The organism is Enterococcus songbeiensis, assembly GCF_005405265.1.
GTDB lineage: Bacteria > Bacillota > Bacilli > Lactobacillales > Enterococcaceae > Enterococcus_C > Enterococcus_C songbeiensis.
In genome coordinates, this window is the sequence record NZ_BJDS01000003.1 from 68,650 (window position 1) to 95,238 (window position 26,589).

At 41.4% G+C, this 26,589-nt stretch carries 38 protein-coding genes; 4 read left to right on the forward strand and 34 right to left on the reverse strand.

From position 1 onward, the window contains the following. Positions 1–60 precede the first annotated feature (60 nt). The 25 genes from FFM66_RS02165 to thiD all read right to left on the reverse strand — a co-directional run bounded on the left by FFM66_RS02165 (position 61) and on the right by thiD (position 12,926). Entirely contained in the window at positions 61–705 is a 645-nt protein-coding gene (locus FFM66_RS02165) for an adenylate kinase (RefSeq protein WP_048603329.1), read from the reverse strand. A 63-nt stretch (positions 706–768) separates the two neighbouring features. Next, complete coding sequence (gene secY, locus FFM66_RS02170; protein ID WP_048603328.1) at positions 769–2,064, reverse strand: preprotein translocase subunit SecY; 1,296 nt, start codon at positions 2,062–2,064, stop codon at positions 769–771. Continuing rightward, positions 2,064–2,504 (reverse strand): 50S ribosomal protein L15, encoded by a 441-nt coding sequence (gene rplO, locus FFM66_RS02175; RefSeq protein WP_048603327.1) that lies wholly within the window; start codon positions 2,502–2,504, stop codon positions 2,064–2,066. The genes secY and rplO overlap by 1 nt, the downstream gene beginning before the upstream one ends. 42 nt (positions 2,505–2,546) lie before the next feature. Continuing rightward, positions 2,547–2,726, reverse strand: coding sequence for a 50S ribosomal protein L30 (gene rpmD, locus FFM66_RS02180; RefSeq protein ID WP_048603326.1), 180 nt, complete (start codon positions 2,724–2,726; stop codon positions 2,547–2,549). A gap of 14 nt (positions 2,727–2,740) precedes the next feature. Then, a complete protein-coding gene (rpsE, locus tag FFM66_RS02185) occupies positions 2,741–3,241 on the reverse strand; it encodes a 30S ribosomal protein S5 (protein ID WP_048603325.1) in 501 nt (166 codons plus the stop codon). Between the two features lie 20 nt (positions 3,242–3,261). Next, positions 3,262–3,618: a 50S ribosomal protein L18 gene (gene rplR / locus FFM66_RS02190; protein WP_137604907.1), complete on the reverse strand. Its 357-nt coding sequence runs from the start codon at positions 3,616–3,618 to the stop codon at positions 3,262–3,264. Between the two features lie 55 nt (positions 3,619–3,673). After that, positions 3,674–4,210 (reverse strand): 50S ribosomal protein L6, encoded by a 537-nt coding sequence (rplF, locus tag FFM66_RS02195; protein ID WP_048603323.1) that lies wholly within the window; start codon positions 4,208–4,210, stop codon positions 3,674–3,676. 31 nt (positions 4,211–4,241) lie between these two features. Continuing rightward, on the reverse strand, positions 4,242–4,640 hold the full coding sequence (gene rpsH, locus FFM66_RS02200) for a 30S ribosomal protein S8 (RefSeq protein WP_137604908.1): 399 nt from the start codon (positions 4,638–4,640) through the stop codon (positions 4,242–4,244). Positions 4,641–4,675: 35 nt separating this feature from the next. Beyond that, positions 4,676–4,861, reverse strand: a complete 186-nt coding sequence (locus tag FFM66_RS02205; protein ID WP_010754753.1) for a type Z 30S ribosomal protein S14 — start codon at positions 4,859–4,861, stop codon at positions 4,676–4,678. An 18-nt stretch (positions 4,862–4,879) separates the two neighbouring features. Then, positions 4,880–5,419 (reverse strand): 50S ribosomal protein L5, encoded by a 540-nt coding sequence (gene rplE / locus FFM66_RS02210; RefSeq protein WP_048603321.1) that lies wholly within the window; start codon positions 5,417–5,419, stop codon positions 4,880–4,882. A gap of 28 nt (positions 5,420–5,447) precedes the next feature. After that, on the reverse strand, positions 5,448–5,759 hold the full coding sequence (gene rplX / locus FFM66_RS02215) for a 50S ribosomal protein L24 (RefSeq protein ID WP_048603320.1): 312 nt from the start codon (positions 5,757–5,759) through the stop codon (positions 5,448–5,450). Between the two features lie 36 nt (positions 5,760–5,795). Then, a complete protein-coding gene (gene rplN / locus FFM66_RS02220; protein WP_048603319.1) occupies positions 5,796–6,164 on the reverse strand; it encodes a 50S ribosomal protein L14 in 369 nt (122 codons plus the stop codon). 58 nt (positions 6,165–6,222) lie between these two features. Next, the gene (gene rpsQ / locus FFM66_RS02225; protein WP_048603318.1) at positions 6,223–6,489 is read right to left on the reverse strand and encodes a 30S ribosomal protein S17; all 267 of its coding nucleotides are present in this window, start codon (positions 6,487–6,489) and stop codon (positions 6,223–6,225) included. A gap of 23 nt (positions 6,490–6,512) precedes the next feature. Beyond that, positions 6,513–6,701: a 50S ribosomal protein L29 gene (rpmC, locus tag FFM66_RS02230; protein WP_002288664.1), complete on the reverse strand. Its 189-nt coding sequence runs from the start codon at positions 6,699–6,701 to the stop codon at positions 6,513–6,515. After that, positions 6,691–7,125: a 50S ribosomal protein L16 gene (gene rplP, locus FFM66_RS02235; protein ID WP_048603317.1), complete on the reverse strand. Its 435-nt coding sequence runs from the start codon at positions 7,123–7,125 to the stop codon at positions 6,691–6,693. Before rplP ends, rpmC begins: the two co-directional genes overlap by 11 nt. 2 nt (positions 7,126–7,127) lie before the next feature. Then, positions 7,128–7,784 carry a 30S ribosomal protein S3 gene (rpsC, locus tag FFM66_RS02240; protein ID WP_048603316.1) on the reverse strand — a complete coding sequence of 219 codons (657 nt, stop codon included), beginning with the start codon at positions 7,782–7,784 and terminating at the stop codon, positions 7,128–7,130. A 13-nt stretch (positions 7,785–7,797) separates the two neighbouring features. Continuing rightward, positions 7,798–8,145: a 50S ribosomal protein L22 gene (gene rplV, locus FFM66_RS02245; protein WP_048603315.1), complete on the reverse strand. Its 348-nt coding sequence runs from the start codon at positions 8,143–8,145 to the stop codon at positions 7,798–7,800. Positions 8,146–8,165: 20 nt separating this feature from the next. Beyond that, complete coding sequence (gene rpsS, locus FFM66_RS02250) at positions 8,166–8,444, reverse strand: 30S ribosomal protein S19 (protein WP_048603314.1); 279 nt, start codon at positions 8,442–8,444, stop codon at positions 8,166–8,168. A 42-nt stretch (positions 8,445–8,486) separates the two neighbouring features. Next, a complete protein-coding gene (rplB, locus tag FFM66_RS02255) occupies positions 8,487–9,317 on the reverse strand; it encodes a 50S ribosomal protein L2 (protein ID WP_048603313.1) in 831 nt (276 codons plus the stop codon). Positions 9,318–9,354: 37 nt separating this feature from the next. Next, the gene (locus FFM66_RS02260; RefSeq protein WP_048603312.1) at positions 9,355–9,642 is read right to left on the reverse strand and encodes a 50S ribosomal protein L23; all 288 of its coding nucleotides are present in this window, start codon (positions 9,640–9,642) and stop codon (positions 9,355–9,357) included. Then, the gene (gene rplD, locus FFM66_RS02265) at positions 9,642–10,265 is read right to left on the reverse strand and encodes a 50S ribosomal protein L4 (RefSeq protein ID WP_048603311.1); all 624 of its coding nucleotides are present in this window, start codon (positions 10,263–10,265) and stop codon (positions 9,642–9,644) included. The genes FFM66_RS02260 and rplD overlap by 1 nt, the downstream gene beginning before the upstream one ends. 29 nt (positions 10,266–10,294) lie before the next feature. Continuing rightward, positions 10,295–10,924: a 50S ribosomal protein L3 gene (gene rplC / locus FFM66_RS02270; RefSeq protein WP_048603310.1), complete on the reverse strand. Its 630-nt coding sequence runs from the start codon at positions 10,922–10,924 to the stop codon at positions 10,295–10,297. Positions 10,925–10,950: 26 nt separating this feature from the next. After that, the gene (rpsJ, locus tag FFM66_RS02275) at positions 10,951–11,259 is read right to left on the reverse strand and encodes a 30S ribosomal protein S10 (RefSeq protein ID WP_005880808.1); all 309 of its coding nucleotides are present in this window, start codon (positions 11,257–11,259) and stop codon (positions 10,951–10,953) included. A gap of 306 nt (positions 11,260–11,565) precedes the next feature. After that, positions 11,566–12,105 (reverse strand): ECF transporter S component, encoded by a 540-nt coding sequence (locus FFM66_RS02280; protein ID WP_048603309.1) that lies wholly within the window; start codon positions 12,103–12,105, stop codon positions 11,566–11,568. A 2-nt stretch (positions 12,106–12,107) separates the two neighbouring features. Next, positions 12,108–12,926, reverse strand: coding sequence for a bifunctional hydroxymethylpyrimidine kinase/phosphomethylpyrimidine kinase (thiD, locus tag FFM66_RS02285; protein ID WP_137604909.1), 819 nt, complete (start codon positions 12,924–12,926; stop codon positions 12,108–12,110). 144 nt (positions 12,927–13,070) lie between these two features. Between thiD and FFM66_RS02290 the strand changes: the two genes are divergently transcribed. Next, complete coding sequence (locus tag FFM66_RS02290; RefSeq protein WP_137604910.1) at positions 13,071–14,492, forward strand: aminotransferase-like domain-containing protein; 1,422 nt, start codon at positions 13,071–13,073, stop codon at positions 14,490–14,492. Positions 14,493–14,552: 60 nt separating this feature from the next. On the opposite strand, the gene tuf is transcribed toward FFM66_RS02290, so the two are convergent. The 4 genes from tuf to rpsL form a co-directional block, all read right to left on the reverse strand. Further along, positions 14,553–15,740: an elongation factor Tu gene (gene tuf / locus FFM66_RS02295; protein ID WP_048603306.1), complete on the reverse strand. Its 1,188-nt coding sequence runs from the start codon at positions 15,738–15,740 to the stop codon at positions 14,553–14,555. A gap of 149 nt (positions 15,741–15,889) precedes the next feature. Beyond that, on the reverse strand, positions 15,890–17,974 hold the full coding sequence (gene fusA, locus FFM66_RS02300) for an elongation factor G (protein WP_048603305.1): 2,085 nt from the start codon (positions 17,972–17,974) through the stop codon (positions 15,890–15,892). 85 nt (positions 17,975–18,059) lie between these two features. Then, positions 18,060–18,530: a 30S ribosomal protein S7 gene (rpsG, locus tag FFM66_RS02305; RefSeq protein ID WP_048603304.1), complete on the reverse strand. Its 471-nt coding sequence runs from the start codon at positions 18,528–18,530 to the stop codon at positions 18,060–18,062. 68 nt (positions 18,531–18,598) lie between these two features. Then, on the reverse strand, positions 18,599–19,012 hold the full coding sequence (gene rpsL / locus FFM66_RS02310; protein ID WP_010734475.1) for a 30S ribosomal protein S12: 414 nt from the start codon (positions 19,010–19,012) through the stop codon (positions 18,599–18,601). A 319-nt stretch (positions 19,013–19,331) separates the two neighbouring features. On the opposite strand from rpsL, the gene rpiA reads away from it, so the two are divergent. From rpiA to gpmA, 3 genes are all read left to right on the forward strand, one after another. After that, positions 19,332–20,006, forward strand: coding sequence for a ribose-5-phosphate isomerase RpiA (rpiA, locus tag FFM66_RS02315; protein WP_137604911.1), 675 nt, complete (start codon positions 19,332–19,334; stop codon positions 20,004–20,006). A 143-nt stretch (positions 20,007–20,149) separates the two neighbouring features. Next, positions 20,150–20,734, forward strand: coding sequence for a recombinase family protein (locus tag FFM66_RS02320; protein WP_048603302.1), 585 nt, complete (start codon positions 20,150–20,152; stop codon positions 20,732–20,734). 139 nt (positions 20,735–20,873) lie between these two features. Further along, positions 20,874–21,560 carry a 2,3-diphosphoglycerate-dependent phosphoglycerate mutase gene (gene gpmA / locus FFM66_RS02325; RefSeq protein WP_048603301.1) on the forward strand — a complete coding sequence of 229 codons (687 nt, stop codon included), beginning with the start codon at positions 20,874–20,876 and terminating at the stop codon, positions 21,558–21,560. 77 nt (positions 21,561–21,637) lie between these two features. Here gpmA and FFM66_RS02330 read toward each other — a convergent pair whose 3' ends face one another. The 5 genes from FFM66_RS02330 to deoB all read right to left on the reverse strand — a co-directional run bounded on the left by FFM66_RS02330 (position 21,638) and on the right by deoB (position 26,494). After that, positions 21,638–22,438 (reverse strand): ABC transporter permease subunit, encoded by an 801-nt coding sequence (locus FFM66_RS02330; RefSeq protein ID WP_137604912.1) that lies wholly within the window; start codon positions 22,436–22,438, stop codon positions 21,638–21,640. Then, positions 22,435–23,316 carry an ABC transporter ATP-binding protein gene (locus tag FFM66_RS02335; protein WP_137604913.1) on the reverse strand — a complete coding sequence of 294 codons (882 nt, stop codon included), beginning with the start codon at positions 23,314–23,316 and terminating at the stop codon, positions 22,435–22,437. Before FFM66_RS02335 ends, FFM66_RS02330 begins: the two co-directional genes overlap by 4 nt. Before the next feature lie 144 nt (positions 23,317–23,460). Continuing rightward, positions 23,461–24,165: a purine-nucleoside phosphorylase gene (deoD, locus tag FFM66_RS02340; RefSeq protein ID WP_137604914.1), complete on the reverse strand. Its 705-nt coding sequence runs from the start codon at positions 24,163–24,165 to the stop codon at positions 23,461–23,463. 13 nt (positions 24,166–24,178) lie between these two features. Continuing rightward, the gene (locus FFM66_RS02345; RefSeq protein WP_137604915.1) at positions 24,179–24,988 is read right to left on the reverse strand and encodes a purine-nucleoside phosphorylase; all 810 of its coding nucleotides are present in this window, start codon (positions 24,986–24,988) and stop codon (positions 24,179–24,181) included. Positions 24,989–25,327: 339 nt separating this feature from the next. Next, on the reverse strand, positions 25,328–26,494 hold the full coding sequence (deoB, locus tag FFM66_RS02350; RefSeq protein WP_137604916.1) for a phosphopentomutase: 1,167 nt from the start codon (positions 26,492–26,494) through the stop codon (positions 25,328–25,330). Between the last annotated feature and the right edge of the window lie 95 nt (positions 26,495–26,589).

Genomic DNA, 26,589 nt, shown 5'->3' on the forward strand with positions numbered 1-26,589 from the left:
TTGTCATACTTAGCAAGAGAAAGTTTCAGCGCTGCAAGTCGGTTACGGGCAATCATTTCGTTACTCGATGATTTTCTTAACATCTGAAAATACAGCATCGATCTCACGATTACCATCAATAGACTGCAGCAAACCTTTTTCTTTATAGTAAGCTAAAATTGGTTCACTACCTTTTACATTGACAGCTAGACGATTTTTGACCGTCTCAGGCTTATCATCTTCTCGTTGGTAAAATTCGTGTCCGCCACAGCGATCACAAGTTCCTTCAACTGTAGTTGGGTTGAAGATTTTATGATACGTTGCACCGCAATTGCGGCAGATAAAGCGACCAGCTAAACGTTCAACGAGTATTTCTTCAGGGACATGGATTTCAACAACGTGATCCAATTTCTTTCCAAGTTCATTAAGCATTTGGTCCAGCGCTTTGGCTTGTTCCAAAGTCCGAGGAAAGCCATCTAATAGAAAGCCTTTGTCGGTATCCGGTTCAGCCAAGCGTTCTTTGACGATGCCGTTCGTTACTTCGTCAGGAACTAGTTCCCCATTGTCCATGTATGATTTTGCTTCCAGGCCAAGAGTTGTTTTGTTTGCCATTGCGGCACGAAACATATCACCTGTTGAAATATGCGGAATTTGGTAAGCAGCGACGATTTGTTCTGCTTGCGTTCCTTTTCCAGCTCCGGGTAATCCCATTAAAACGAGGTTCATACTTACTCCTCCTGTAAAGTTGTAGAACGGTGTTGAGGAGATCCTCAACACACCTTCTTCACTCTAATTGATAAAACCAGTATATTTTCGTTTCAGCATTAGTCCTTCTAGCTGTTTCGCTGTTTCAAGAGCAACACCGATAACGATCAATAAACTCGTTCCGCCTAATCCGATTGATTGCGGCAAGTTCCAAACCATTTGCGCAACGATTGGAAGCAGTGCAACTAGTCCTAAGAACAGTGCACCAACAGCACTTAAACGCATCAATAGATGTGAGACGTATTCTTCCGTTCCTTTACCAGGACGGACACTTGGAATGTAACTTCCTTGTTTTTGCAAGTTTTCCGCTAATTTTTCAGGATTGACCTGAACAAACGCATAGAAAAATGTAAAGGCAACGATTAATACAGTATAGATTGCTGCACCAGGAATAGTGCTGTAATCAAAGATCTGCATCAATGTATCATACCAGCCAACTCCACGGTACGAACCGCCCAATGCTTGTAAAATCGCATTAGGAGTTGCAATAAAGGAACTAGCAAAGATAACTGGGATTACTCCGGCAGCATTTACTTTTAACGGTAGATAACTGCTTGTTGGCGCCCCAGCCACTCGTTTAGTATATTGAATCGGAATTTTACGTTCTGCTTGTTGCACAAAGGTTACCAATGTCACAACGACCAAGATCGCAATCAGCAAGACGAGGATAAAAATCGCCGACTTCCAGATTTCAGATGATTCAATATTGATAAAGTAATCTTCTACTATTTCTTTTACGCCGTTTGGCAAACCGGAAATGATCCCTGCGAAGATGATCATCGATACGCCATTACCAATACCTTTTTCAGTGATTTGTTCTCCCAACCAGGTAACAAACATGGTACCGGCAGTCAAAACCAAACCAATAACGAAAAATGTATTGATGCTAGGATTTTCAACAAAACCTAATTGCGTCCACGCATTAAATCCTGCGGTAATCCCGATTGATTGAACAAAAGCAAGAATCAGCGTTAATACGCGGGTCGCTTGATTTAACTTCTTACGACCGACTTCTCCTTGTTTTGACCATTCAACAAATTTTGGTACAATGTCCATTTGTAACAATTGGACGATGATCGAAGCAGTGATGTATGGTGAAACTCCCATTGCAAAGACAGAGAAATTTTGCATGGCGCTTCCGCTGACCATGTTCAACATACCTAAGAATGGCAAATCAGCCAAACTCAGCAAACGGCTCGCATTTACGCCCGGCACAGTGATCTGCGCACCCAGACGAAACACGAACAGAGCAAATACGGTGAAAAAAATTCTTGATCGAATGTCTTTTACTTTGAAAGAATCTTTCAGTAATTTAAACATTAAATCACCTCGATTGATCCACCAGCAGCAACGATTGCTTCTTCGGCTGCTTTAGAGAATTTAGCTGCTTTCACAGTTAACTTCTTAGTTAATTCTCCATTGGCTAAGACTTTGATTCCAGCTTTTTCGTTTTTAACGATTCCAGCTTCAACTAAAGCAACTGGTGTTACTTCAGCTCCATCTTCAAAGCGATTCAAAGCATCTAGATTAACGACTGCATAGTCTTTACGGTTCACATTTGTAAAGCCGCGTTTTGGTAAACGACGGAATAATGGAGTTTGACCCCCTTCAAATCCTAAACGAACACCACCGCCTGAACGTGCTTTTTGTCCTTTTTGACCGCGTCCAGATGTTTTACCGTTGCCAGATGATGTCCCGCGTCCAACACGGTTCCGTACTTGACGAGAACCTTCTGCAGGTTTTAATTCATGAAGTTTCATAGGTTTGGCACCTCCTTAATCAGAGTAACTTTTTGTTGTTTCTTAGATTTCTTCAACGTCCACTAAATGAGAAACAGTGTTGACCATACCTTTGATTGCTTCATTGGCAGGTTTCACTACGCTGCTATTCATTTTTTTCAGACCCAACGCTTTAACTGTGTCCCGTTGGTTTTGAGGACGTCCGATAATACTGCGCTTTAAAGTAATTTTTAATTCAGCCATTATTTTTGTCCTCCTTATCCGATTAATTCTTCAACTGATTTGCCGCGAAGTTCTGCAACTTCTTCTGCACGTTTCAATTGTTTCAATCCTTCAACAGTTGCGCGAACAACGTTGATTGGTGTGTTTGAACCTAATGATTTAGATGTGATATCAGCTACTCCAGCTAATTCTAAGACGGCACGAACTGGTCCACCAGCAGCTACCCCAGAACCTTCTACAGCAGGTTTCATCAGGATACGTCCACCACCGAATACACCGATGACTTCGTGAGGGATTGTTGAACCAACCATTGGCACTTCAACTAAATGTTTTTTAGCGTCTTCGATTGCTTTACGGATTGCTTCTGGAACTTCTTGGGCTTTCCCAGTACCGAAACCAACGTGTCCGTTTTTGTCTCCTACAACGACTAAAGCTGCGAAGCGCAGACGACGTCCACCTTTAACAACCTTAGTGACACGGTTGATCGCAACCACGCGGTCTTCTAATTCCAAGTGTTTTGGATCAATATAAACCATGAATGGTGTTCCTCCTTTTCCTAAAATTCTAGTCCATTTTCGCGAGCTGCTTCAGCTAAAGCTTCTACACGGCCATGGTAAAGGTATCCACCACGGTCAAAGACTACTACTTTAACATCTTTTGCTGCTGCACGTTCTGCGATTAATTTACCGACAGCTTGTGCTTGTTCTGTTTTTGTTCCACCTGAAATTTCTTTATCCAAGGCAGAGGCACTTGCTAGCGTCACACCCGCTACGTCATCAATGACTTGCGCGTAGATGTTTTTGTTAGAACGGAAAACGTTCAAGCGTGGGCACTCAGCAGTACCAGAGATTTTGTTACGGACACGACGATGTCTCTTTTGACGTGTTTTGTTTTTATCTGGTTTTGTAATCACAATTGTCACCTCTTTATTTAAGCTGGCCTAAGCCGCAAATCGTAGTTGCCTACGATTATTTACCAGTTTTACCTTCTTTACGGCGTACATATTCGCCAACATAGCGGATACCTTTGCCTTTATAAGGTTCTGGAGGACGAACGGCACGAATGTTAGCAGCTAATTCGCCAACGTTTTCTTTGTTTGCCCCTTTAATCATTACTTGTGTATTTGATGGAACTTCGATCGTTACGCCTTCTGGAGCTTCGATCTCAACTTGGTGAGAATAACCTACGCTCAAGACAAGTTTTTTGCCTTGCAATTGCGCACGGTACCCAACCCCGATAAGTTCTAATCCTTTTTGGAATCCTTCGCTGACTCCGACAACCATGTTGTTGAAGTTTGCACGGGTCGTTCCGTGGATTGTTTTCATTTCTTTGCTGTCATTTGGACGAGTGAAAGTTACTTCATTTCCTTCGATATTCATTTTGATATCTGCAGAAAATGTACGAGTTAATTCCCCGTTAGGTCCTTTAACTGTAATGACATTGCCATCTTGCTTGACTTCAACGCCAGCAGGAAGAACGACGATTTTATTACCGATACGACTCACTTGAAGACACCTCCTTGTGTATTATTTAAAATTACCATACATAAGCGACAACTTCGCCGCCGACATTTTTTGCTCGTGCTTCTTTGTCAGTGATAACACCGTCAGAAGTTGAGATGATTGCGATACCTAAACCATTCAATACTTTAGGCACTTCGTCAGCTTTAACGTAAGCACGTAAACCTGGTTTAGAAATACGTTTCAAGTTAGTGATAACACGTTCACCATTTTTTCCGTATTTAAGGAATACGCGGATCACGCCTTGTTTGTCATCTTCGATATATTCAACATCGCGGACAAATCCTTCTTTTTTAAGGATTTCAGCAATGTCGCGTTTGATTTTTGAAGCAGGTACTTCTAATGCTTCGTGTTTTACCATGTTGGCATTACGAATGCGAGTTAGAAAATCTGCGATTGGATCTGTCATGACCATTAGATGATTTACCTCCTTTATGCGAGTTTACTTGTTTACCAGCTAGCTTTCTTCACGCCGGGAATTTGACCTTTATAGGCAAGTTCGCGGAAGCAAATACGGCAAAGTTTGAATTTACGATAAACTGAATGTGGACGGCCGCAACGTTCGCAACGTGTGTATTCTTGTGATGAGAATTTTGCAGGACGTTTGTTTTTAGCAATCATTGATTTTTTAGCCACGTAGTTCGCCTCCTTTTTTTATTTTTGGAATGGCATGCCTAATTGTGCCAACAATTCACGAGATTCTTCATCTGTGTTTGCAGTTGTTACAATAACGATATCCATCCCACGGACTTTATCTACCAAATCATAATCAACTTCTGGGAAGATTAATTGTTCTTTGATACCTAATGTGTAGTTTCCACGTCCATCGAACGCTTTTTTACTTACACCATGGAAGTCACGTACACGTGGTAGAGAAACTGATACCAATTTATCTAAGAATTCAAACATTCTTTCTCCACGAAGAGTAACTTTTGCACCAATCGGCATTCCTTCACGCAAGCGGAAGCCGGCGATTGATTTTTTAGCTTTAGTGATCAATGGTTTTTGACCGGAGATCAAGGTTAATTCTTCAACAGCTTTATCTAAGTTCTTTGCATTTGAAACGGCATCACCCACACCCATGTTGATAACGATTTTTTCAACTTTTGGTGCTTGCATGACAGAACTGTAGCTGAATTTTTCCATTAATGACGGAACAACTTCTTTAGTATATTTTTCTTTAAGGCGGTTCATTCAGTAAGCCCCTCCTTCCTTAATTTGATTATTTGTCTAACACTTCGCCGGTTTTCTTAGAAACGCGGACTTTTTTACCGTCAACTTCTTTGTAGCCAACCTTAGTAGCTTCGCCGTTTGAAGGATCAATCACCATTACATTAGAAACATGAATTGGTGCTTCCATTTCAACGATTCCGCCTTGAGGAGCAGCTTGAGAAGGTTTTTGGTGTTTTTTAACGATGTTCACACCTTCGACAACAACTTTATCTTGCTTAGGAAACGCTGATAATACAACGCCTTCTTTGTTCTTGTCTTTGCCAGTGATAACTTTTACTTTATCGCCTTTTTTAACAAACATTATTGTTTCGCACCTCCTTTGATAATGAACGACTGGTTATAATACTTCTGGTGCTAGGGAAACGATCTTCATGAAATTGTTTTCGCGTAATTCGCGGGCAACAGGTCCAAAGATCCGAGTTCCACGTGGGCTCTTATCGTCACGGATAATAACCGCAGCATTTTCATCAAATTTAATATAAGAACCGTCAGTACGACGAGCTCCTGATTTTGTACGAACGATAACGGCTTTTACAACGTCACCTTTTTTGACAACCCCACCTGGCGTTGCTTGTTTAACCGAAGCAACAATCACGTCTCCGATATTCGCTGTCTTACGGCCTGAACCGCCAAGAACTTTGATCGTCAAGATTTCACGAGCGCCTGAGTTGTCAGCAACTTTTAATCGACTTTCTGTTTGGATCACGATGTGTATCCTCCTTTCAGATTTTGCAATTCAATCTACCTAGGAAAATCTCGTGTGATTAAATAATCACTGCTTTTTCAATGACTTCTACTAGACGGAAACGTTTAGTAGCTGATAATGGACGAGTTTCCATAATTTTCACGATATCGCCAATTTTTGCTTCATTGTTTTCATCGTGGACTTTGTATTTCTTCGAATAGTTCAGACGTTTCCCGTAGATAGGGTGGTTTTTCTTTGTTTCGACAGCAACTGTAATGGTTTTATCCATTTTGTCAGATACCACGCGACCTTGGTAAACTTTGCGTTGATTTCTTTCTTCAGTCATACGCTAATGGCCTCCTTCCACTTTTACTTAGCTTGTTCACGCAATACAGTTTTGATGCGTGCAATCGATTTACGTACTTCTTTGATACGTGCAGTGTTTTCTAATTGACCTGTTGCTAATTGGAATCTAAGATTAAACAATTCTTCTTTTAATTGTTTTTCTTGATCAAGCATTTCGGCAGTGGTTAATTCTCTGATTTCTTTAACCTTCATTCGATTCACCACCCATTTCCTCACGTTTTACGATCTTAGTTTTCATTGGTAATTTGTGAGAAGCAAGACGTAATGCTTCACGAGCAACTTCTTCAGGTACACCCGCAATTTCAAACATGATTTTTCCACGTTTAACTGGTGAAACCCAACCTTCAGGAGCCCCTTTACCTTTACCCATACGTACGCCGATGGCTTTACTTGTATATGATTTATGAGGGAAAATTTTAATCCATACTTTCCCACCACGTTTCATGTAACGAGTCATAGCCACACGGGATGCTTCGATTTGACGGTTTGTAATCCAGTGTGATTCAACTGCTTGTAAGCCGTATTCACCGAAAGCTACTTCTTTTCCGCCTTTGGCTTCTCCGCGCATTTTACCGCGGAATTCACGACGGTGTTTTACACGTTTTGGTACTAACATGTTTATTTCCCTCCTTTCTCAGTGTTCTTTTTAGTTGGAAGAATTTCTCCACGATAGATCCACACTTTAACTCCTAGTTTTCCGTATGTTGTATCTGCTTCTTCCCAAGCGTAATCAATATCTGCACGCAAAGTATGAAGTGGAACTGTTCCTTCTGAGTAACCTTCTGAACGAGCGATATCTGCGCCATTCAAACGGCCTGAAACTTGTGTTTTGATTCCTTTAGCGCCTGAACGCATCGTGCGTTGGATTGCTTGTTTTTGAGCCCGACGGAAAGCAACACGGCCTTCTAATTGGCGTGCAATTCCTTCGCCTACTAATTTAGCATCTAGATCTGGTTTTTTGATTTCCACGATGTTGATGTGGATACGTTTGCCAGTCAATTTATTTAATTCTTTTCTTAGGTTTTCGACTTCAGATCCGCCTTTACCGATAACCATACCTGGTTTAGCTGTATGGATTGAAACATTTACGCGATTTGCTGCACGTTCGATTTCAACTGTTGACACAGCGGCATCAGCAAGTTTCTTCGCGATAAATTTACGGATTCTTAAATCTTCGTGTAGAAAGTCGGCATAATCTTTTTCAGCATACCATTTTGCATCCCAGTCACGGATGATGCCTACACGCATTCCAATTGGATGTACTTTTTGCCCCACTGATTGTCCCTCCTTATTTTTCTGATACGACTACAGTAATATGACTTGTCCGTTTGTTGATAGGAGAAGCTGAACCTTTTGCACGTGGACGGAAACGTTTCATTGTTGGTCCTTCGTTAACATAAGCTTCAGAAACAACTAAATTTTCAACATCTAAATCATAATTGTTTTCTGCATTCGCTACTGCGGACATCAAAACTTTTTCGATGATTCCAGCAGATTTGTTTGGTGTGAACTTCAAGATAGCAATTGCTTCAGCAACGCTTTTCCCTCTAATTAAGTCAATTACAAGACGTGATTTGCGAGGAGAAGTACGAACTGTTTTCGCAACTGCTTTAGCTGATGTGATTTGTTCTGCCATTTGGTTATCCTCCCCTCAAATTAGCGTTTTGTTTTCTTATCGTCGGCAGCGTGGCCACGATAAGTTCTTGTTGGTGCAAATTCACCTAATTTATGTCCTACCATGTCTTCTTGGATGTAAACTGGTACATGTTTACGACCATCATAAACTGCGATAGTAAATCCAATAAAATTAGGAAAGACTGTTGAACGGCGAGACCAAGTTTTGATAACTTTTTTCTTTTCAACGCCTTCTTGTGCTTCGACCTTTTTCATCAAATGCTCATCGACGAAAGGTCCCTTCTTTAAACTACGACCCATGGTGAACCTCCTCTCAAAATATGCGATACATGGTCAGAGAAATTATTTAGTCTTACGACGAACGATAAGCTTGTCTGATTTTGCTTTCTTGTTACGTGTTTTGTAACCAAGAGCAGGTTGACCCCAAGGTGATACTGGAGCTTTACGTCCGATTGGTGCTTTACCTTCACCACCACCGTGTGGGTGATCGTTAGGGTTCATTACGCTACCACGAACTGTTGGGCGTTTACGCATCCAACGAGAACGGCCAGCTTTACCGATATTGATCAATTCGTGTTGTTCATTTCCAACAGCACCGATTGTTGCACGGCATGTTGCCAAGATCATCCGAACTTCGCCTGAATTCAAGCGAATCAATACGTATTTGCCTTCTTTACCAAGCACTTGTGCGCTGGTACCAGCTGAACGGATTAATTGTCCGCCTTTGCCAGGTTTCATTTCGATATTGTGGATAACAGTACCAACTGGAATGTTTTCTAGTGGTAGTGCATTTCCGACTTTGATATCCGCATCTGAACCAGAAACGACAGTCATGCCAACTTCTAATCCTTTAGGTGCTAAGATATATGCTTTAACCCCGTCTTCATAATGAACTAACGCGATGTTAGCAGAACGGTTTGGATCGTATTCAATCGTTTTAACAGTTGCAACAACATTGTCTTTGTTACGTTTGAAGTCGATCACGCGGTATTGACGCTTGTGTCCGCCACCTTGATGACGTACAGTGATACGACCGTTGTTGTTACGACCGGCGTTGTTTTTCAATGGTTCTAACAAAGTTTTCTCTGGAGTTGCTGTAGTGATTTCAGCAAAGTCAGAGCTTGTCATGTTACGACGACCATTTGAGGTAGGTTTGTACTTTTTAATCGCCACGTCTGTTTCCCTCCTATTTAATAGTAGAATTCAATGCTTATTCCGCATCAAAAATTTGGATTTCTTTTGAATCTTCAGTTAATGTCACAACAGCTTTGCGACGTTTTTTGGTATAACCTGTATATTTGCCCATGCGTTTGAATTTAGGACGCACGTTGATGATGTTCACGTTAGAAACCTTCACATCAAAGGCTGCTTCGACAGCTTGTTTTACTAAAGTTTTATTTGCTTTTGTGTCTACTTCAAAAGTGTATTTCTTGTCATCCATGGCAAGCATTGACTTTTCAGTGATCACTGGGCGTTTGATTACGTCTAGTAAGTTCATTATGCAAGCACCTCCTCAATTTGAGTAAGAGCAGTTTGAGTTGCTAACACTTTCTCGCTGGAAACAAGATCTAAAACACTCATGTTTGTAGCAGTCGTAACAGAAACGTTTGGAAGATTACGAGCAGATAATGCTGCAAAATCATTTTCGTTTTCTAGAACTACCAATACTTTAGAGTCAATAGACAAGTTTGCAAGAACTTGTTTGAATTCTTTTGTTTTTGGTGCGTCAAAGCTTAATGCATCAACAGCAACCAAGTTGTTTGAAGCAACTTTTTCTGACAATACAGATTTCATTGCTAAGCGACGAACTTTTTTAGGAAGTTTGTAGCTGTATGAACGTGGTGTTGGTCCGAAGACGATACCACCTCCACGCCATTGTGGTGAACGGATTGAACCTTGACGGGCACGACCTGTTCCTTTTTGGCGCCATGGTTTACGTCCACCGCCACGAACAGCGCTACGATTTTTCACAGCGTGCGTTCCTTGTCTTAATGAAGCGCGTTGCATTAGAATTGCATCATACACAACACTTTCATTTGGTTCGATTCCGAAGATTTCTTCATTTAATGTCAATTCGCCATTTTGGCTTCCATCTTGTTTAAATAATGCTACATTCGGCATTCCTTAGTTCCTCCTTTCTACCTATCTCATTATTTAGCTTTTACAGCTGATTTGATTGTAATCAATGATTTTTTCGCGCCAGGCACGTTACCTTTGATCAAGATAACATTACGTTCAGCATCAACACGAGCGATTTCCAAGTTTTGGATCGTTACGCGATCGCCACCCATACGGCCAGCAAGATGTTTGTTTTTGAATACACGGTTAGGTGCAACTGGACCCATTGATCCAGGACGACGATGGTAACGAGATCCGTGAGCCATTGGTCCGCGGCTTTGTCCGTAACGTTTGATAACGCCTTGGAATCCTTTACCTTTTGTAGTTCCGGTAACATCAACGACGTCTCCAGCTTGGAAAACATCTACTTTAATTTCTGATCCTACTTCTAACCCCTCAAGCTCAACATCTTTGAATTCGCGAATGAAGCGCTTAGGAGCCGTGTTTGCTTTTGCAACATGACCTTTCGCAGGTTTGTTCGATAAAACTTCACGCATATCTTGGTAACCGACTTGAACAGCTTCATAGCCGTCGTTTTCCATTGTTTTCAATTGTAGAACTACGTTTGGCGTAGCTTCAACAACAGTTACTGGAATCAATTCCCCAGATTCAGTGAAGATTTGTGTCATTCCCACTTTTTTCCCTAAGATTCCTTTGGTCATGATTACACCTCCATCTTAATTTAGTTTTATAGTTTGATTTCGATATTCACACCGGACGGCAAGTCAAGCTTCATTAAAGCATCAACTGTTTTTGGTGTTGGGTTCACAATGTCGATTAGACGTTTGTGTGTCCGCATTTCGAATTGTTCGCGTGAATCTTTGTATTTATGTGTCGCACGGATCACAGTGTAAAGACTGCGTTCTGTTGGTAATGGAATTGGACCAGACACGCTAGCTCCAGTTCTTTTTGCAGTTTCTACGATTTTATCCGCGGATTGGTCTAAAATACGGTGTTCATACGCTTTTAAACGGATACGAATTTTTTGTTTTGCCATTTTTTTCCCTCCTTCGCCTATTTTGAAAAGTAGACATAGCTCCACGAAAATTTTCCGTCACGCTCGTCCATGGCAAAGCGTCCGGGCGTGTCGCAACCTCTCGTTTCGTAGCCGGCAGAATTTTTCTTTTCTACCAGTGTGATTTACACTTGAATGTAAACAGCACCTTTATGATTATAGTATAGATGAAACTTGATAGCAAGCATTTTTTATTGAAATTCCAAGGTTTTTCTACTTTTATTTTGGGAGGGTTTTCAAAAAGGACGAAAAAAAATCTCAAGAAATTTTTCTCGAGATTTTTTCTTCCTAGACAAAGGAATGTTTGAATGTTCGATCCATTGCTTGCTTCAGTGGAAAATACAGCAGTGTCACGATAACAATCGTGGTAGCCGTATTGATCAGCGTTGCCGGCAATTTCGTCAACGCCGCCGCAAAGGCACTGGTAAAATCACTACCGACAATCAGCAGCATCACGGTATTTTTGATTTGAGTCATGATAATTTTAGCGATTCCCGTGCCGAATGCGATGACAACAATCTGCCAAATTTTTGTCGGACGCTTTTTAAACAACAGAATCAATCCGTAGGCCACACCGCCAACGATAAAACTTTCTAAAATAAAATAAGGGGCCTCGGTCACATAGCCATTTAACACATCAAAAATTGCAAAACCAAGTCCACCCGCCAACGCACCGCGGAAATACCCCAGCAGCAAAACAGCTAAAAGCAAAACAGCATTCCCTAAATGGACAAAGGCTCCCGGCATCGGAATCTTGATGGTGGTGGCAACCACCGTCAAGGCAGTAAATAAAGCAATAAGGACGATACTTTGAATTCGTCGATCCATTTTTACGCCTCCATTCTTTTTTCTGCGTGATTGTATGCTCCGTGCCAAACGTGACCAACATAAGGATTTACCCGCACACCTTCTTGGATTCCTTTGGCAACAAAGGCTTTGGCAGTCGTGACTGCTTTTTCAACAGAGAATCCTTTGGCTAACCCAGCTGTGATTGCCGCTGCAAATGTGCAACCAGCTCCATGATTAAAATCAGTGGCGTACAATTCATTTTCCAATACGTGAAAATGAAGTCCATCAAACAGCACATCGATGGCTTTTTCCGTTCCTAAACGATGTCCGCCTTTGACTACGACATTTTTCGCTCCCAATTGATGGATTTTTTTCGCCGCTTGTTTCATCTCTTCCACCGAGGTCAAATCTCCCATTTCTGACAAGATTCCGGCTTCCACTAAATTCGGCGTCGTTACCAACGCTTGAGGCAAAAGATATTTTTTAATCGCCTCCACACTTTCAGGCTGTAAAATTTCAGCGGTTCCTTTGCAGGCAATTACCGGATCAATCACGATATTCGCAACTTCATACGGTTGGATAAATTCACTGGCAGTTTGAATGTTTTCTTCATTTCCCATCATTCCGGTTTTCAAAGCATCGACTGCTCCACCAGCAAAAACAGATATCAGTTGTTTTTTTAGCAAGTCCGCCGGCAATTCTGTCACTTCATGGGACCAGCCAGCTTCCGGGTCCATCGTCACGATGGAAGTAATACTTGAGAAACCGAAGACCCCATATTCTTCAAACGTTTTTAAATCAGCTTGCAGACCAGCGCCACCTGTTGAGTCAGACCCAGCAATCGTTAATACTTTTTTCATTGCACAACACTCCTTAAATTCAAAATCCCCATAAAATTTCGGATTTTTTCTTCTTTAGAGTAGTATAGCGAAACTTTTTCTTGACGAAAACGACCAATTGGTTTATTTTCAAACCAACCAATTAATTTTGAAAGGAAGGATTCTATGTGGCTTTTAGACAAAAAAGAAAAATTGCCCTTATTTCAGCAGATCATCAATCAAATTATCGAGTATATCCAAAACGGTACTTTGACTGCTGGTGATAAACTGCCGCCGGAACGCAAATTAGCAGAACTGTATCAGGTCAATCGTTCAACAGTCAATCACGCATTAGAAGAACTGGTCAGCTTAGGCTGGATCACTCGTCGTCAAGGAAGTGGAACTGAAGTCGCAGCAGGGCGTTGGGGAAGTCGTCAACAGCCAATCCAGCAATGGCGCAAATTATTGACGCATTCCATTAAACCTGATCCTTTTATTGAAGGACTTAATTTGCTAAAAAATACTCCGGATGTGTTGGATGTTTTCACCGGAGATTTACCAACGGAATTGATTCCGGATTTTCAATTTCCTGCAATTACTTGGGAGCAAGTGATTGGCGAGGAAGCCATTCTCACCACCACCGGCTATCCTCCACTAAAAGAATACATTAAAAAAAATCTGCAGGAAAATTTTTCCCTTGACTTGAAAGGACAGGAACTTTTGATTACCTCCGGCTCGACACAAGGAATCATGCTGTTATTGCAGACCTTACTGCAAGCAGGCGATCGTATCGCAACAGAGGAACCCTCTTTTTTGTTTTCTTTGCCGCTTTTTCAATTTTTAGGAATTCGCGTAGAAGGGATTCCTTGTGATAGTGAGGGCATTCGTCCAGAAGTTTTGGAAAAACAAATTTTGGCAAAAAAAATAAAGTTGCTTTATTTAAATCCCAGTTTTCAGAACCCCACTGGTGGCAGTATGTCCTTAAAGCGACGACAAGAGGTTTTGGCACTTTGCCAAAAGTATTCGCTGCCGATTGTCGAAGATGATGTTTTCAGTGAATTGGCTTTTGATGAACAGTTGCCAAAATTAAAAAAACTTGCTCCCCAACAAGTCATTTACCTTGGTTCCTTATCCAAAATTTTTGGTGCTTCCATCAAAATTGGCTGGCTGTCAGCACCAGCTCCGCTTATTGCAAACTTAGCAGATGCCAAACAGCGCATCGATGCCGATACCACTATTTTTTCACAATTATTGGCAAACACCGCTTTGCGTGCACCGGATTATCAGCAACAACACCAGTTCCTGCTGAAAGAATTGCAGCACCGTAGTCAGCTTTTTTATCACAGTATGCAACAACTTTCCGAGGACTGGCGCTATCAGCCGATCCACGGCGGCTTGTATTATTGGCTAACCTGGAAGCACAAGAACCTCACCCGTTCTTCTTGGCAAAAATTTCTTGACGAAAAACTGCTGGTGGCGCCGTCTTTTCTTTTTAGCGACGACAGCCTATCGATGCGGATCAATTATACCCGAATGAACGAAGCCCAACTAAAGATTTTTACTGCCCGCCTGCAAAAAATTTCTCAAGAATGGAAAAAGAAGAAATGAAAAAAAAAAGCAAAATCCGCAAGGGATTTTGCTTTTTAATTTTCTTAATATAATCTGAGATTAGCTTAAGATTGAAGATACAACGCCTGAACCAACAGTACGTCCGCCTTCACGAATTGAGAAACGAGTTCCGTCTTCGATAGCGATTGGGTGGATTAATTCAACTTCCATTGTTACGTTATCGCCAGGCATAACCATTTCAGTTCCTTCTGGCAGATCAACAACACCAGTTACGTCTGTTGTACGGAAGTAGAATTGTGGGCGGTAGTTAGTGAAGAAAGGAGTATGACGTCCGCCTTCTTCTTTAGTTAAAACATAAACTTCCGCTGTAAATTTTGTATGTGGAGTGATTGTTCCTGGTTTAGACAATACTTGTCCACGTTGGATGTCTTCACGAGCAACCCCACGTAGCAATGCGCCGATGTTATCCCCAGCTTCTGCGTAGTCTAACAATTTACGGAACATTTCAACACCAGTAACAGTTGTTTTTGCTGTTTCTTCAGCGATACCAACGATTTCTACTTCGTCCCCAACGCGAACTTGTCCACGTTCAACACGACCTGTAGCAACGGTACCACGACCAGTGATTGAGAATACATCTTCGATTGGCATCATGAATGGTTTGTCATGATCGCGTTCTGGAGTTGGGATATATTCGTCAACTGCAGCCATCAATTCTAAGATTTTTTCTTCGTATGAAGGGTCGCCTTCTAAAGCTTTCAATGCTGAACCAGCGATAACTGGAGTGTCATCTCCTGGGAAACCATATTCAGTCAATAGGTCGCGAACTTCCATTTCAACTAATTCTAATAATTCTTCGTCGTCAACCATATCCATTTTGTTTAAGAAAACAACAATGTAAGGAACGCCAACGTTACGTGACAATAGGATGTGTTCACGTGTTTGAGGCATAGGGCCATCAGCAGCAGAAACTACTAAGATAGCTCCGTCCATTTGAGCAGCACCAGTGATCATGTTCTTAACGTAGTCCGCGTGTCCTGGGCAGTCAACGTGAGCATAGTGACGGTTTTCTGTTTCATATTCAACGTGAGCTGTTGAAATAGTGATTCCGCGTTCGCGTTCTTCTGGAGCGCCATCGATTTGATCGTAAGCTGAAGCTTGAGCCAAACCTTTTTTAGATAGTACAGTTGTGATAGCAGCTGTAAGAGTAGTTTTACCATGGTCAACGTGTCCGATAGTTCCGATGTTTACATGGGGTTTAGAACGGTCAAATTTTTCTTTTGCCATTTTAAAATGTTCCTCCTAATAAATACATTTTTGTTTTTTTCTGATAGGTAAGCAACCGTTGCCGATTGCTCGCCCTTATCATTCGTTAATTATTGTACACGAAACTTTTCAAAAAATACAGTTCTTTTAAGAAAATCTAAGCTTTCAAACTATTCAGCTTTTCCGCCGTTTTTCTTAATGATTTCTTCTTGAACAGATTTCGGTACATCTTCGTAGTGGTCGAAAGTCATTGTAAATACGCCACGACCTTGTGTTGCAGAACGCAGTGTCGTTGCATAACCAAACATTTCAGCCAGAGGAACCATCGCACGGACAACTTGCGTATTACCGCGAGCTTCCATACCTTCAACTCGGCCACGACGTGCGGTTACGTGTCCCATTACATCACCTAAGTAATCTTCAGGGGCAACGATTTCTACAGACATGATTGGTTCAAGGATCACAGGGTTTGCTTTTTTCGCAGCGGCTCTCAACGCCATCGAAGCAGCAACACGGAAAGCTGTTTCACTTGAATCGACATCATGGTAAGAACCATCATGAAGTTTTGCTTTGATATCAACCATAGGATAACCGGCAAGAACACCGTTTTCCATAGAATCTTTCAAACCAGCTTCAACAGCAGGGATGTATTCACGAGGAACGACCCCACCGACGATGGCATTTTCAAATTCAAATCCAGCGCCTTCTTCATTTGGCGTAAATTCGATCCATACGTGACCGTATTGACCTTTACCACCAGATTGGCGTACGAACTTACCTTCTGCATCCGTTGAAGAACGGAATGTTTCACGGTAAGAAACTTGTGGTGCACCAACGTTCGCTTCAACTTTGAATTCGCGACGCATACGGTCAACGATGATATCCAAGTGAAGTTCACCCATTCCGGCAATGATTGTTTCGCCAGTTTCAGGGTTTGTTTCGGCACGGAAAGTTGGATCTTCTTCAGAAAGTTTTTGCAAAGCGATACCCATTTTATCTTGGTCAGCTTTTGATTTTGGTTCAATAGCAACTTGGATAACTGGTTCTGGGAATTCCATTGATTCAAGGATAACTTGATCCTTTTCATCACAAAGGGTGTCCCCAGTTGTTGTATCTTTCAAACCAACTGCCGCTGCGATATCTCCAGCATATACTTCAGAGATTTCAGAACGAGAGTTAGCATGCATTTGCAGGATACGACCAACACGTTCGCGTTTGTCTTTCGTTGCGTTACGGATGTAAGAACCGGATTCTAGAACACCAGAGTACACACGGAAGAATGTCAAACGACCAACGAATGGGTCTGTCATTACTTTAAATGCTAAAGCTGAGAAAGGTGCGCTGTCGTCGGCTGGACGTTCAACTTCTTCGTCAGTTTTAGGATTGATCCCTTTGATTGCAGGGATATCTAATGGAGATGGCAAGTAATCAATAACGGCATCCAATAATAATTGAACCCCTTTATTTTTGAAGGCTGAACCACAAAGAACTGGGTAGAATTCTACGGCAGTCGTCGCACGACGGATACCTTCTTTAAGTTCGGCTTCGGTGATTTCTTCACCTTCCAAATATTTCATTGTTAATTCTTCATCAGTTTCAGCAACTGCTTCAACTAATTTTTCACGCCATTCTTCAGCCAATTCACGGTATTCTTCAGGAATCTCAGTTTCTTCGATTTCTGTACCAAGATCGTTGGTGTACATTTCAGCTTTCATCTTCACTAAATCAATGATTCCTGTGAAGTCGTCTTCTGCACCGATCGGAATTTGGATTGGATGCGCATTGGCTTGTAGACGGTCATGTAACGTTGATACAGAATATAAGAAATCTGCACCGATTTTGTCCATTTTATTGGCAAATACGATACGAGGAACGCCGTAAGTTGTTGCTTGACGCCAAACAGTTTCTGTTTGAGGTTCAACACCAGATTGTGCATCAAGAACGGTAACCGCACCATCAAGTACGCGTAATGAACGTTCTACTTCAACTGTGAAGTCTACGTGTCCTGGGGTATCGATGATGTTGATTCGATGACCTTTCCATTGTGCCGTAGTCGCAGCGGATGTGATCGTGATTCCACGTTCTTGTTCTTGTTCCATCCAGTCCATTTGTGAAGCTCCTTCATGAGTTTCACCAATTTTATGGATTTTACCAGTATAGTACAAGATACGTTCTGTTGCAGTCGTTTTACCAGCATCGATGTGGGCCATGATACCGATATTACGAGTGTTATGAAGAGAAAATTCTCTGGTCATGCTCCTTTTGTCTCCTCTCTTTTTATAAGGTACCTAGAGTATTGCTTGCCTTCTGCTGACAAAAATGTCCCACGCAGAGAGGATCTTACCAGCGATAATGAGCAAATGCACGGTTGGCTTCTGCCATTTTGTGTGTATCTTCGCGTTTTTTCACAGAAGCACCAGTGTTATTGGCAGCATCCATGATTTCTTTTGCAAGACGTTCTTCCATTGTGTGTTCGCCACGCAGACGTGCGTAGTTAACCACCCAACGAAGACCTAAAGTCGTACGACGTTCAGGGCGAACTTCAACGGGAACTTGATAGTTTGAACCCCCAACACGACGAGCTTTAACTTCTAAAACAGGCATAACGTTTTTCATTGCTTGTTCGAAAACTTCCAATGGATCGTTACCTGTAGATTCTTTGATAATGCCAAATGCATTATAGATAATGTTTGAAGCAATCCCACGTTTTCCGTCAACCATTACGCGGTTGATTAAGCGAGTTACTAATTTTGAGTTATAAATAGGATCTGGTAAAACATCACGTTTTGCAACAGGACCTTTACGAGGCATCCGTAACTCCTCCTTCCGAAATATTTCTTCTATAAAATAGTTTCATTTGAATAATTTTTTGAAGCGAATTAAGCTTTAGGTCTCTTCGTACCATATTTTGAACGAGATTGTTTACGATCATTCACGCCGGCAGTATCTAATGCACCACGAACGATATGATAACGTACCCCTGGTAAGTCTTTCACACGTCCACCACGTAACAAGACAACACTATGTTCTTGCAAGTTGTGGCCAATACCTGGGATATAAGCTGTTACTTCAATCAAGTTAGACAAACGAACACGCGCATATTTACGTAAAGCGGAGTTCGGTTTTTTAGGCGTCATAGTACCCACACGTGTAGCTACCCCACGTTTTTGAGGTGAGTTCACGTTTGTTTGAGTCTTCTTGAAGCTGTTATATCCTTTGTTCAATGCAGGTGAATTTGATTTTTCAACCTTGGATTTACGAGGTTTACGTACTAATTGGTTAATTGTAGGCATCCCTAGTTTTCCTCCTTCCTTGATTCGCTAGTCTAGTCCCACACATCCAGGTGGTCCTTTTTTTGCGATAAAAAATAATGCAATCGCTGCATCTATTATCAGTTGTACTTTTCTCACAGTCAGCACGTCCCAAAATCGGAACCTGTATACAAAGCACCTTTGATAGAATATCATGATTAAATCAAGGTGTCAACTGACTTTCCTTATTTTTCTGGTTTTCTTTTGGCAAACTTTTTTCTGGTTTTCTGCATTTAGCCACTGTTTTTTTTTGATGATTACCATTAGAATAGAAGCGACTCTGAAAAAAGGCGGGAAAACGATGAATTTGAAAAAAATGGTAGGGATCGAAGCGGCACGACAGATTGAAGACGGCATAATCGTCGGATTGGGCACCGGCTCCACAGCATATTATATGGTAGAAGAAGTTGGGCGTTTGGTAAAAGAAGAAGGCTTATCCATCACCGGAGTGACTACCTCCAACGCAACCAAGATCCACGCACAGAAATTGGGAATTCCCTTAAAAACTATCGACGAGGTTTCCCATGTCGATTTGACGATCGACGGTGCTGATGAAATCAGTCAGGATTTCCAAGGAATCAAAGGCGGAGGTGCAGCTTTATTGTTTGAAAAAATCGTTGCTACCTATTCCAGCAAAGTGATTTGGATCGTGGATCGTTCAAAAATGGTTACTGATTTAGGGGCTTTTCCCCTACCCGTAGAAGTAATTCCTTACGGCAGCCAACAAATCATGCGGATTTTTGAAGAAAAAGGCTACCATCCGGTCATGCGAATGAATTCAGATAGTGAATACTTGCGCACTGACAGCAATAATTACATCATTGATCTGCATCTAGAAAAAATCAGTGCTCCCCATGCTTTGGCCGCAGAATTGGAAAAAATGGTAGGCGTCGTGGAACACGGACTATTTTTGGATATGGTGGACACGGTTATTGTTGGGAACGAAGATGGGCCGAAACTCCTTTACCGTCCATGATTTCTTTTTTAGAAAAAAGATAAACCGGTTATTTTAGTCATAATAAACAAAAAAAATAGATTTTTTTGCGCTAAAAGGGTACCTTTTTGGCTGAAATTATGCTACATTCTTCTTAATTGAAAAAAGGTAAGAGGGGACAGATAATGAAACTTATTGGCTACGTAAGAACAACAATCAATGATGCTGTAACAGATACACAAACCGATATTTTATCAAATTACGGCTGTGACGAAATTTTTCTGGATACCTTTGAAAAAAATGAAACCGATGATCTCCACTGTGATTTAGATACGGTTATCTCCCAATTAACTACTGGGGATACTTTGGTGGTTTCAGATTTGCATCGTCTTGGACGTTCCACCCGGCAATTAACTGACTTGACCCGGCAGTTTCAAGAACGCGGCATCCACTTGGTAAGTATCAATGAAGGTATCGATACCCGCGAACCGATGGGAATGATCTATTTCCGATTGATGGACGGTTTAGCCAACATGGAATGTGCGTTAATCAAAGAACGGACCCTTGTCGGTTTGGATAATGCCCGTAAAAAAGGAAAAATCGGCGGACGACCAAAGATTGATCCAAAAACCGTTAGAAAAATTCGTCGGCTTTATTATGAAAAGAAAGAAACGATTCAATACATTTCTGCAAAATGCGGCGTTTCTGTCGGTACTTGCTACAAGTACATCAATTTACCGGACGAAGAAGTTTTGAAAATCGTCGACTAAATAAGCAGCGGATTTCCCTCACTATCCTGTGAGAAATCCGCTTTTTTTCTGTTTTCAATGGAAATCTCCCCGAAAACATTGTACAATAAACAAGAAATTGAAAATTTCAGAAACTAGAGAGATAAAGGAGAGTTTTTTCATGCCAAAATTAGTTTTTTCTCGTCATGGATTAAGTGAATGGAACAAATTGAACCAATTTACTGGCTGGGCTGATGTTGACTTGGCTCCAGAAGGTGTCGAAGAAGCCATCGAAGGCGGACGTAAAATCAAAGAAGCCGGCATCGAATTCGATGTTGCGTTTACTTCTGTTTTAACTCGTGCCATCAAAACATGTAACTTGCTTTTAGAATATTCTGATCAATTATGGGTACCTCAAATCAAATCATGGCGCTTAAACGAACGTCATTATGGAAAATTGCAAGGCTTGAACAAAAAAGAAACCGCTGAAAAATACGGTGACGAACAAGTTCATATCTGGCGTCGTTCCTATGATGTTTTGCCTCCATTGATGGATGCAGAAGATGAAGGTTCTGCAGCTCAAGATCGTCGTTACGCAATGTTGGACCCTCGCGATGTACCTGGTGGGGAAAACTTGAAAGTAACTTTGGAACGTGCCTTACCATTCTGGCAAGACCAAATCGCTCCTGCTTTGAAAGACGACAAAACTGTCTTAGTTGCTGCTCACGGTAACTCTTTACGTGCTTTAGCAAAACATATCGAAGGCATTTCTGATGAAGATATCATGGATCTTGAAATTCCAACAGGCAAACCGCTTGTTTATGAATTGAATGATGATCTGACCGTTATCAAAAAATATTACTTATAAGAAGTAACTAAAAAACATTCGTCTGCTGGCGGAATGTAAGACTTTTGTCTTGCCTCCCACAGCGATGAATGTTTTTTTTAGCTGTTGATGTCTTTATGGCGATAATGATACCACGTGATTCCCAGAAATAGTGTACACCCCATAAGAAATAGCAGCAAATACGCCCCTTGGATTTTTCTTTCGACCACCAAATCCTTGGTATTAAAATAGCTGAAGGGTGTCAAAAAGTGGAAAAACGCCAACTTTTCTTGTAACGCTGGAATCAGGCTAATGACATATAAAACCAGAATGCTCCCTAGAACAAGGGAAAGACTCGTTTTGATTGAAATCGTAAACCCAGAGATAAAAAAACCGATACAAGCAAAGAAAAGGTGTAGCAACCAAGTGCCCAGTGTCAGCCAAAGAAAGCTGTCCATTCTAAAATCCGTAAGCTGAAATAGACGTAGTAATACAAAATTACTGAGTGCAAATATCCCGTTGAATAGCGTGACTAACACAACGACACTGGCAAATTTTCCCATCAGAATATTTCCTCTACTGATAGGTTTAGCCAACAAAAATTCGCTTGTCTGCTCACTTTCCTCTTTCGTAAGCATGGTAGCTCCCAAGATTCCTGCAAAAGCACTCCCTAAAATAGCAGTCAGTAATTGAGCCCGACTGGCATAAAAATGCAGCACATCTGTCATCTCCAATACATCTAAATGCAGTGCTTGGATAAACTCTTGCGGGTACTGCGCCAAAAATGCCTCTGTTGATTGCGCCAGCTCCGCCGTTGCCTGAAAACTGGTCAACAGCAAGATGTTACAAACAATCAGCAAAACCAGCCAAATCAGCGTTGAAAAATAATTTTGTTTCAATTCCTGAACAAAAAGTGTCATTTTTCCTCCCGCCCTTCATAATACTGCATGACAACTTCTTCAAGAGACGGCTCCGTAATCTTTAAATCAAGCAGTCCGGGTTGATTGATTGTTGCTAAAAGAAACGGTAGTTCTCCTTCATATAAAAAAGTCGCTGAATTTTTTGTTTGTTGGAAGTCACTTTTTTTCAAATCAGAAAAATCCGGTAATTCCTGGTACCTCACGTAGATTCGTTTAAATCGACTCCTTGTCAATTGTTCCATCCTCTCGACTTTCAACAACTGACCATTTTGAATAATCGCCACTCGATCACAAATCCGTTCCACTTCGCTCATCACATGTGAGGAAAACAAGATCGTTACCCCTTTTTTCTTCTCCTCTGCCAACAAATCAAAAAATTGATTTTGGATAAAAGGATCCAGCCCACTGGTGGGTTCATCAAAAATCAAAACATTGGGTTCATGCTGCAATGCTTGAATAATTCCGACTTTTTTCTTGTTGCCGCTAGATAAGGTTTTGATTTTTCTTGTTAGATCCAAATTCAGCCTTTCAGCCAATACCATCATTTTATTGGCGCAGTCTTTCCGATAAAATTTTGCCGAATACCGCAATAGTTCTTCCGCCGTCATCTGTTTATAATAATTGACCGTTGCCGGTGTGTACCCTATCAACTGTTTTACCTCACGACTTTGTGTAAAACAATCTTTACCGTCAATCATTGCCGTACCACTGGTAGGAAAAAGCATCGCCAACAGCAACCGGATCGTTGTAGATTTTCCTGCACCATTTGGACCAATAAAACCAAAAATCTCGCCTTTCTCCACGGATAAGGTGATATCTAAAATCCCCCGCTGTTTCCCATACATTTTTGTCAGCTGTTGCGTCTGAATCATCGCCATAGTTTACACCTCCGTTTTCTTGACACCAATGAAAGCGTTATCTATTTTAAGTATACGTGCTCTGTAAGGTCTCCGGCAAAAATCGTGCTTACAAAAAAAGCCGGAATCAGGATTCCGGCTTTCTCTCGTATGTTCCTTTCGTTGTTACCCAATTGCTGTTTCCAATCCAACTTCGATCATTTCATTAAAGGTGGTTTGACGTTCTTCCGCAGATGTTGCTTCGCCGGTCACAATATGATCACTGACGGTGCAAATTGCCAACGTTTGTACATGGAATTTTGATCCTAGGTAATACAAAGCTGCGGCTTCCATTTCCACTCCCATGACACCCAATTCTGCCAGTTGCAAGGTTTCCGTCATATCATCTTTGTAGAACGTATCTTCAGACAAAAGATTTCCTACATGTGTCGTATAGCCTTTTTCTTTTGAGATTTCGTATGCTTTTAACAGCAAATTAAAATCAGCAATAGGGGGGTAATGGAAACTAGAAAAGTTTTTGGCAACCATGGAAGAACTCGTTGCTGCTGCTTGTCCAATGACCAAATCCCGAACGTGGACATCTTTTGAAATTGCACCGCAAGTACCGACACGAATCAATTTTTTCACCCCATAAGAAGTGATCAGCTCTTGCGCGTAGATACTTGCTGAAGGCATACCCATCCCTGTTCCTTGAACCGAGATGCGCTCTCCTTTATAAACACCGGTATATCCCAACATCCCCCGGACATTGTTGTAACAAATCGGATCTTCCAAAAATGTTTCAGCAATATATTTCGCCCGCAATGGATCCCCTGGTAATAATATTTTATCGGCAATCTCGCCTGCTTTTGCTTCAATATGAACGCTCATAAAAATCTCCCTTCTACAATGCCGCCAAAGTTTCTTTGATCAACGCTTTGAATTCTGCCTTCACACGAGTGGTTGTTTCCACAACTTCTTCATGATTCAAACTTGCCTGCATACCGGCAGCTAAATTGGTAATGCAAGAAATCCCAAGAACTTTTAGTCCACTGTGGACCGCAACAATAACTTCCGGAACAGTAGACATCCCAACCGCATCTGCTCCTGCGATTCGGGCAAAACGAACCTCTGCCGGAGTTTCATAAGTTGGTCCAGAAAAGCCCATATACACACCTTCGCGAAGATGTAGTTGGCGTTTTTCAGCAACTTTTTTTGCTGTTTCCCGGTAAGTCAGCGTATATGCTTGACTCATATCAGGAAAACGAGGGCCGATTTTTTCGTCATTACTGCCGATCAACGGATTATTTCCGGTGAAATTAATTTGATCGGTAATCAGCATCAAATCTCCCGGTGTGAAGGTTTCATTTACACCGCCACTGGCATTGGTTACTACCAATGAGTGTGCGCCCAGCGCTGCCATCACGCGAACCGGATAAGTAACTGTTTGCATCGAGTGACCTTCATAATAATGGAAACGTCCTTGCATAGCTAAAACTTTTTTCCCTGCTAGTTCACCATAAACCAATTGTCCGGCATGTCCCACGACTGTTGAGACAGGAAAATGTGGGATTTCTTGGTAAGGAATTTTGATTGGATCGGTGATTTCATCAGCTAATTCACCTAAACCCGAGCCTAAAATCAAGCCAAAGTCTACTTCTTTGACTCCCGCTTCTCGGATAAATTCAATTGTTTGTTTAATCTGTTCAGACATTGCGCCACTCCTTGTTCATTTTAAAGTATTCATTTTTCTGATAGAAAAATGAGTTTGATTTTCACGCCGTATATCATTTCGCTAGACTACTTGGTAAAAGCGAAACTGACATCCTTGTTCAGTTTAAAGTATTCATTTTTTTAATAGAAAAATGAGTTTGATTTTCACGCCGTATATCATTTCGCTAAACTGCTTAATAAAAGCGAAACTGACATCCTTGTTCATTTTAAAGTATTCATTTTTCTGATAGAAAAATGAGTTTGATTTTCACGCCGTATATCATTTCGCTAAACTGCTTAGTAAAAGCGAAACTGATATTTTTTCTTAGCTAGCTATAGTTTATTTCAAAAATTTCAGGAAGCTGTTGCCGTTTTCTGTGGCTGGTACGCCAAAGTTGTCAGCGATAGTTGCTGAAATATCTGAGTAAAACCCTTGAGGTAATGCTCCTTGTTCTGTCATTTTTTTACTGTAAACCAACAAAGGTACATATTCGCGGGTATGATCCGTTCCTGGGAAGGTTGGGTCATTGCCGTGATCGGCAGTAATCATCAACAAATCATCTTCTGCCATGGCATCAAACAATTCTGGCAGACGCAAATCAAAATCTTCAATTGCGTGGGCATAACCGACAACATCCCGACGATGACCATACAATGCATCAAAATCAACAAGGTTGGTAAAACTCAAACCAGTAAATTCTTGCTTCATCACCTTCAGCAATTGATCTACACCATCCATATTGCTCTTCGTGCGGATTGCTTGGGTCATTCCTTGTCCATTAAAGATGTCATTGATTTTTCCAACAGCAATCACATCATTTCCGTTTTCTTTTAAAGAATCCAAGACGGTTTTGCCAAAAGGATCCAAGGCATAATCGTGGCGATTGCTGGTGCGAGTAAAGTTTCCTGGTTCACCTACGTATGGACGCGCAATAATACGACCAATCATGTAAGGTTCATCTTTCGTAATATCACGCACATATTGGCAAATTCGATAAAGCTCTTCTAATGGAATGATTTCTTCATGGGCAGCAATTTGCAAAACAGGATCGGCTGACGTATAAACAATCAGATCTCCAGTTTTCATTTGATGTTCGCCGTAATCATTAATCACTTCTGTACCAGAGTAAGGTTTGTTGCAAACTACTTTACGTCCAGAGAAGTCTTCGATTTGTTTTAATAAATCATCGGGAAATCCATTTGGAAAGACGCGGAATGGTTTCTTGATGTTCAAGCCCATAATTTCCCAGTGTCCTGTCATCGTGTCTTTTCCGACAGAAATTTCTTCTAATTTTGTTGCATACCCTTTATGGGTGTCGACTGCTGCAACACCTTCTAAAGGACGAATCGTTCCTAAACCTAGATTTTCTAAATGAGGGATCGTTAAGCCGGCCTTTTCCGCAATGTGTCCTAAAGTATCTGCCCCAACATCACCGAATTTTTCCGCATCTGGTGCTTCACCGATTCCGACTGAATCCATTACAATCAAATGTACACGTTTAAACATTCTATTCCCTACTTTCTTTATTTGTTATACGTCTATCTTACTAAAGATTGACGAAATTGACTTGTTTGACCATTTACCTCGTACTTGTTCGCTCC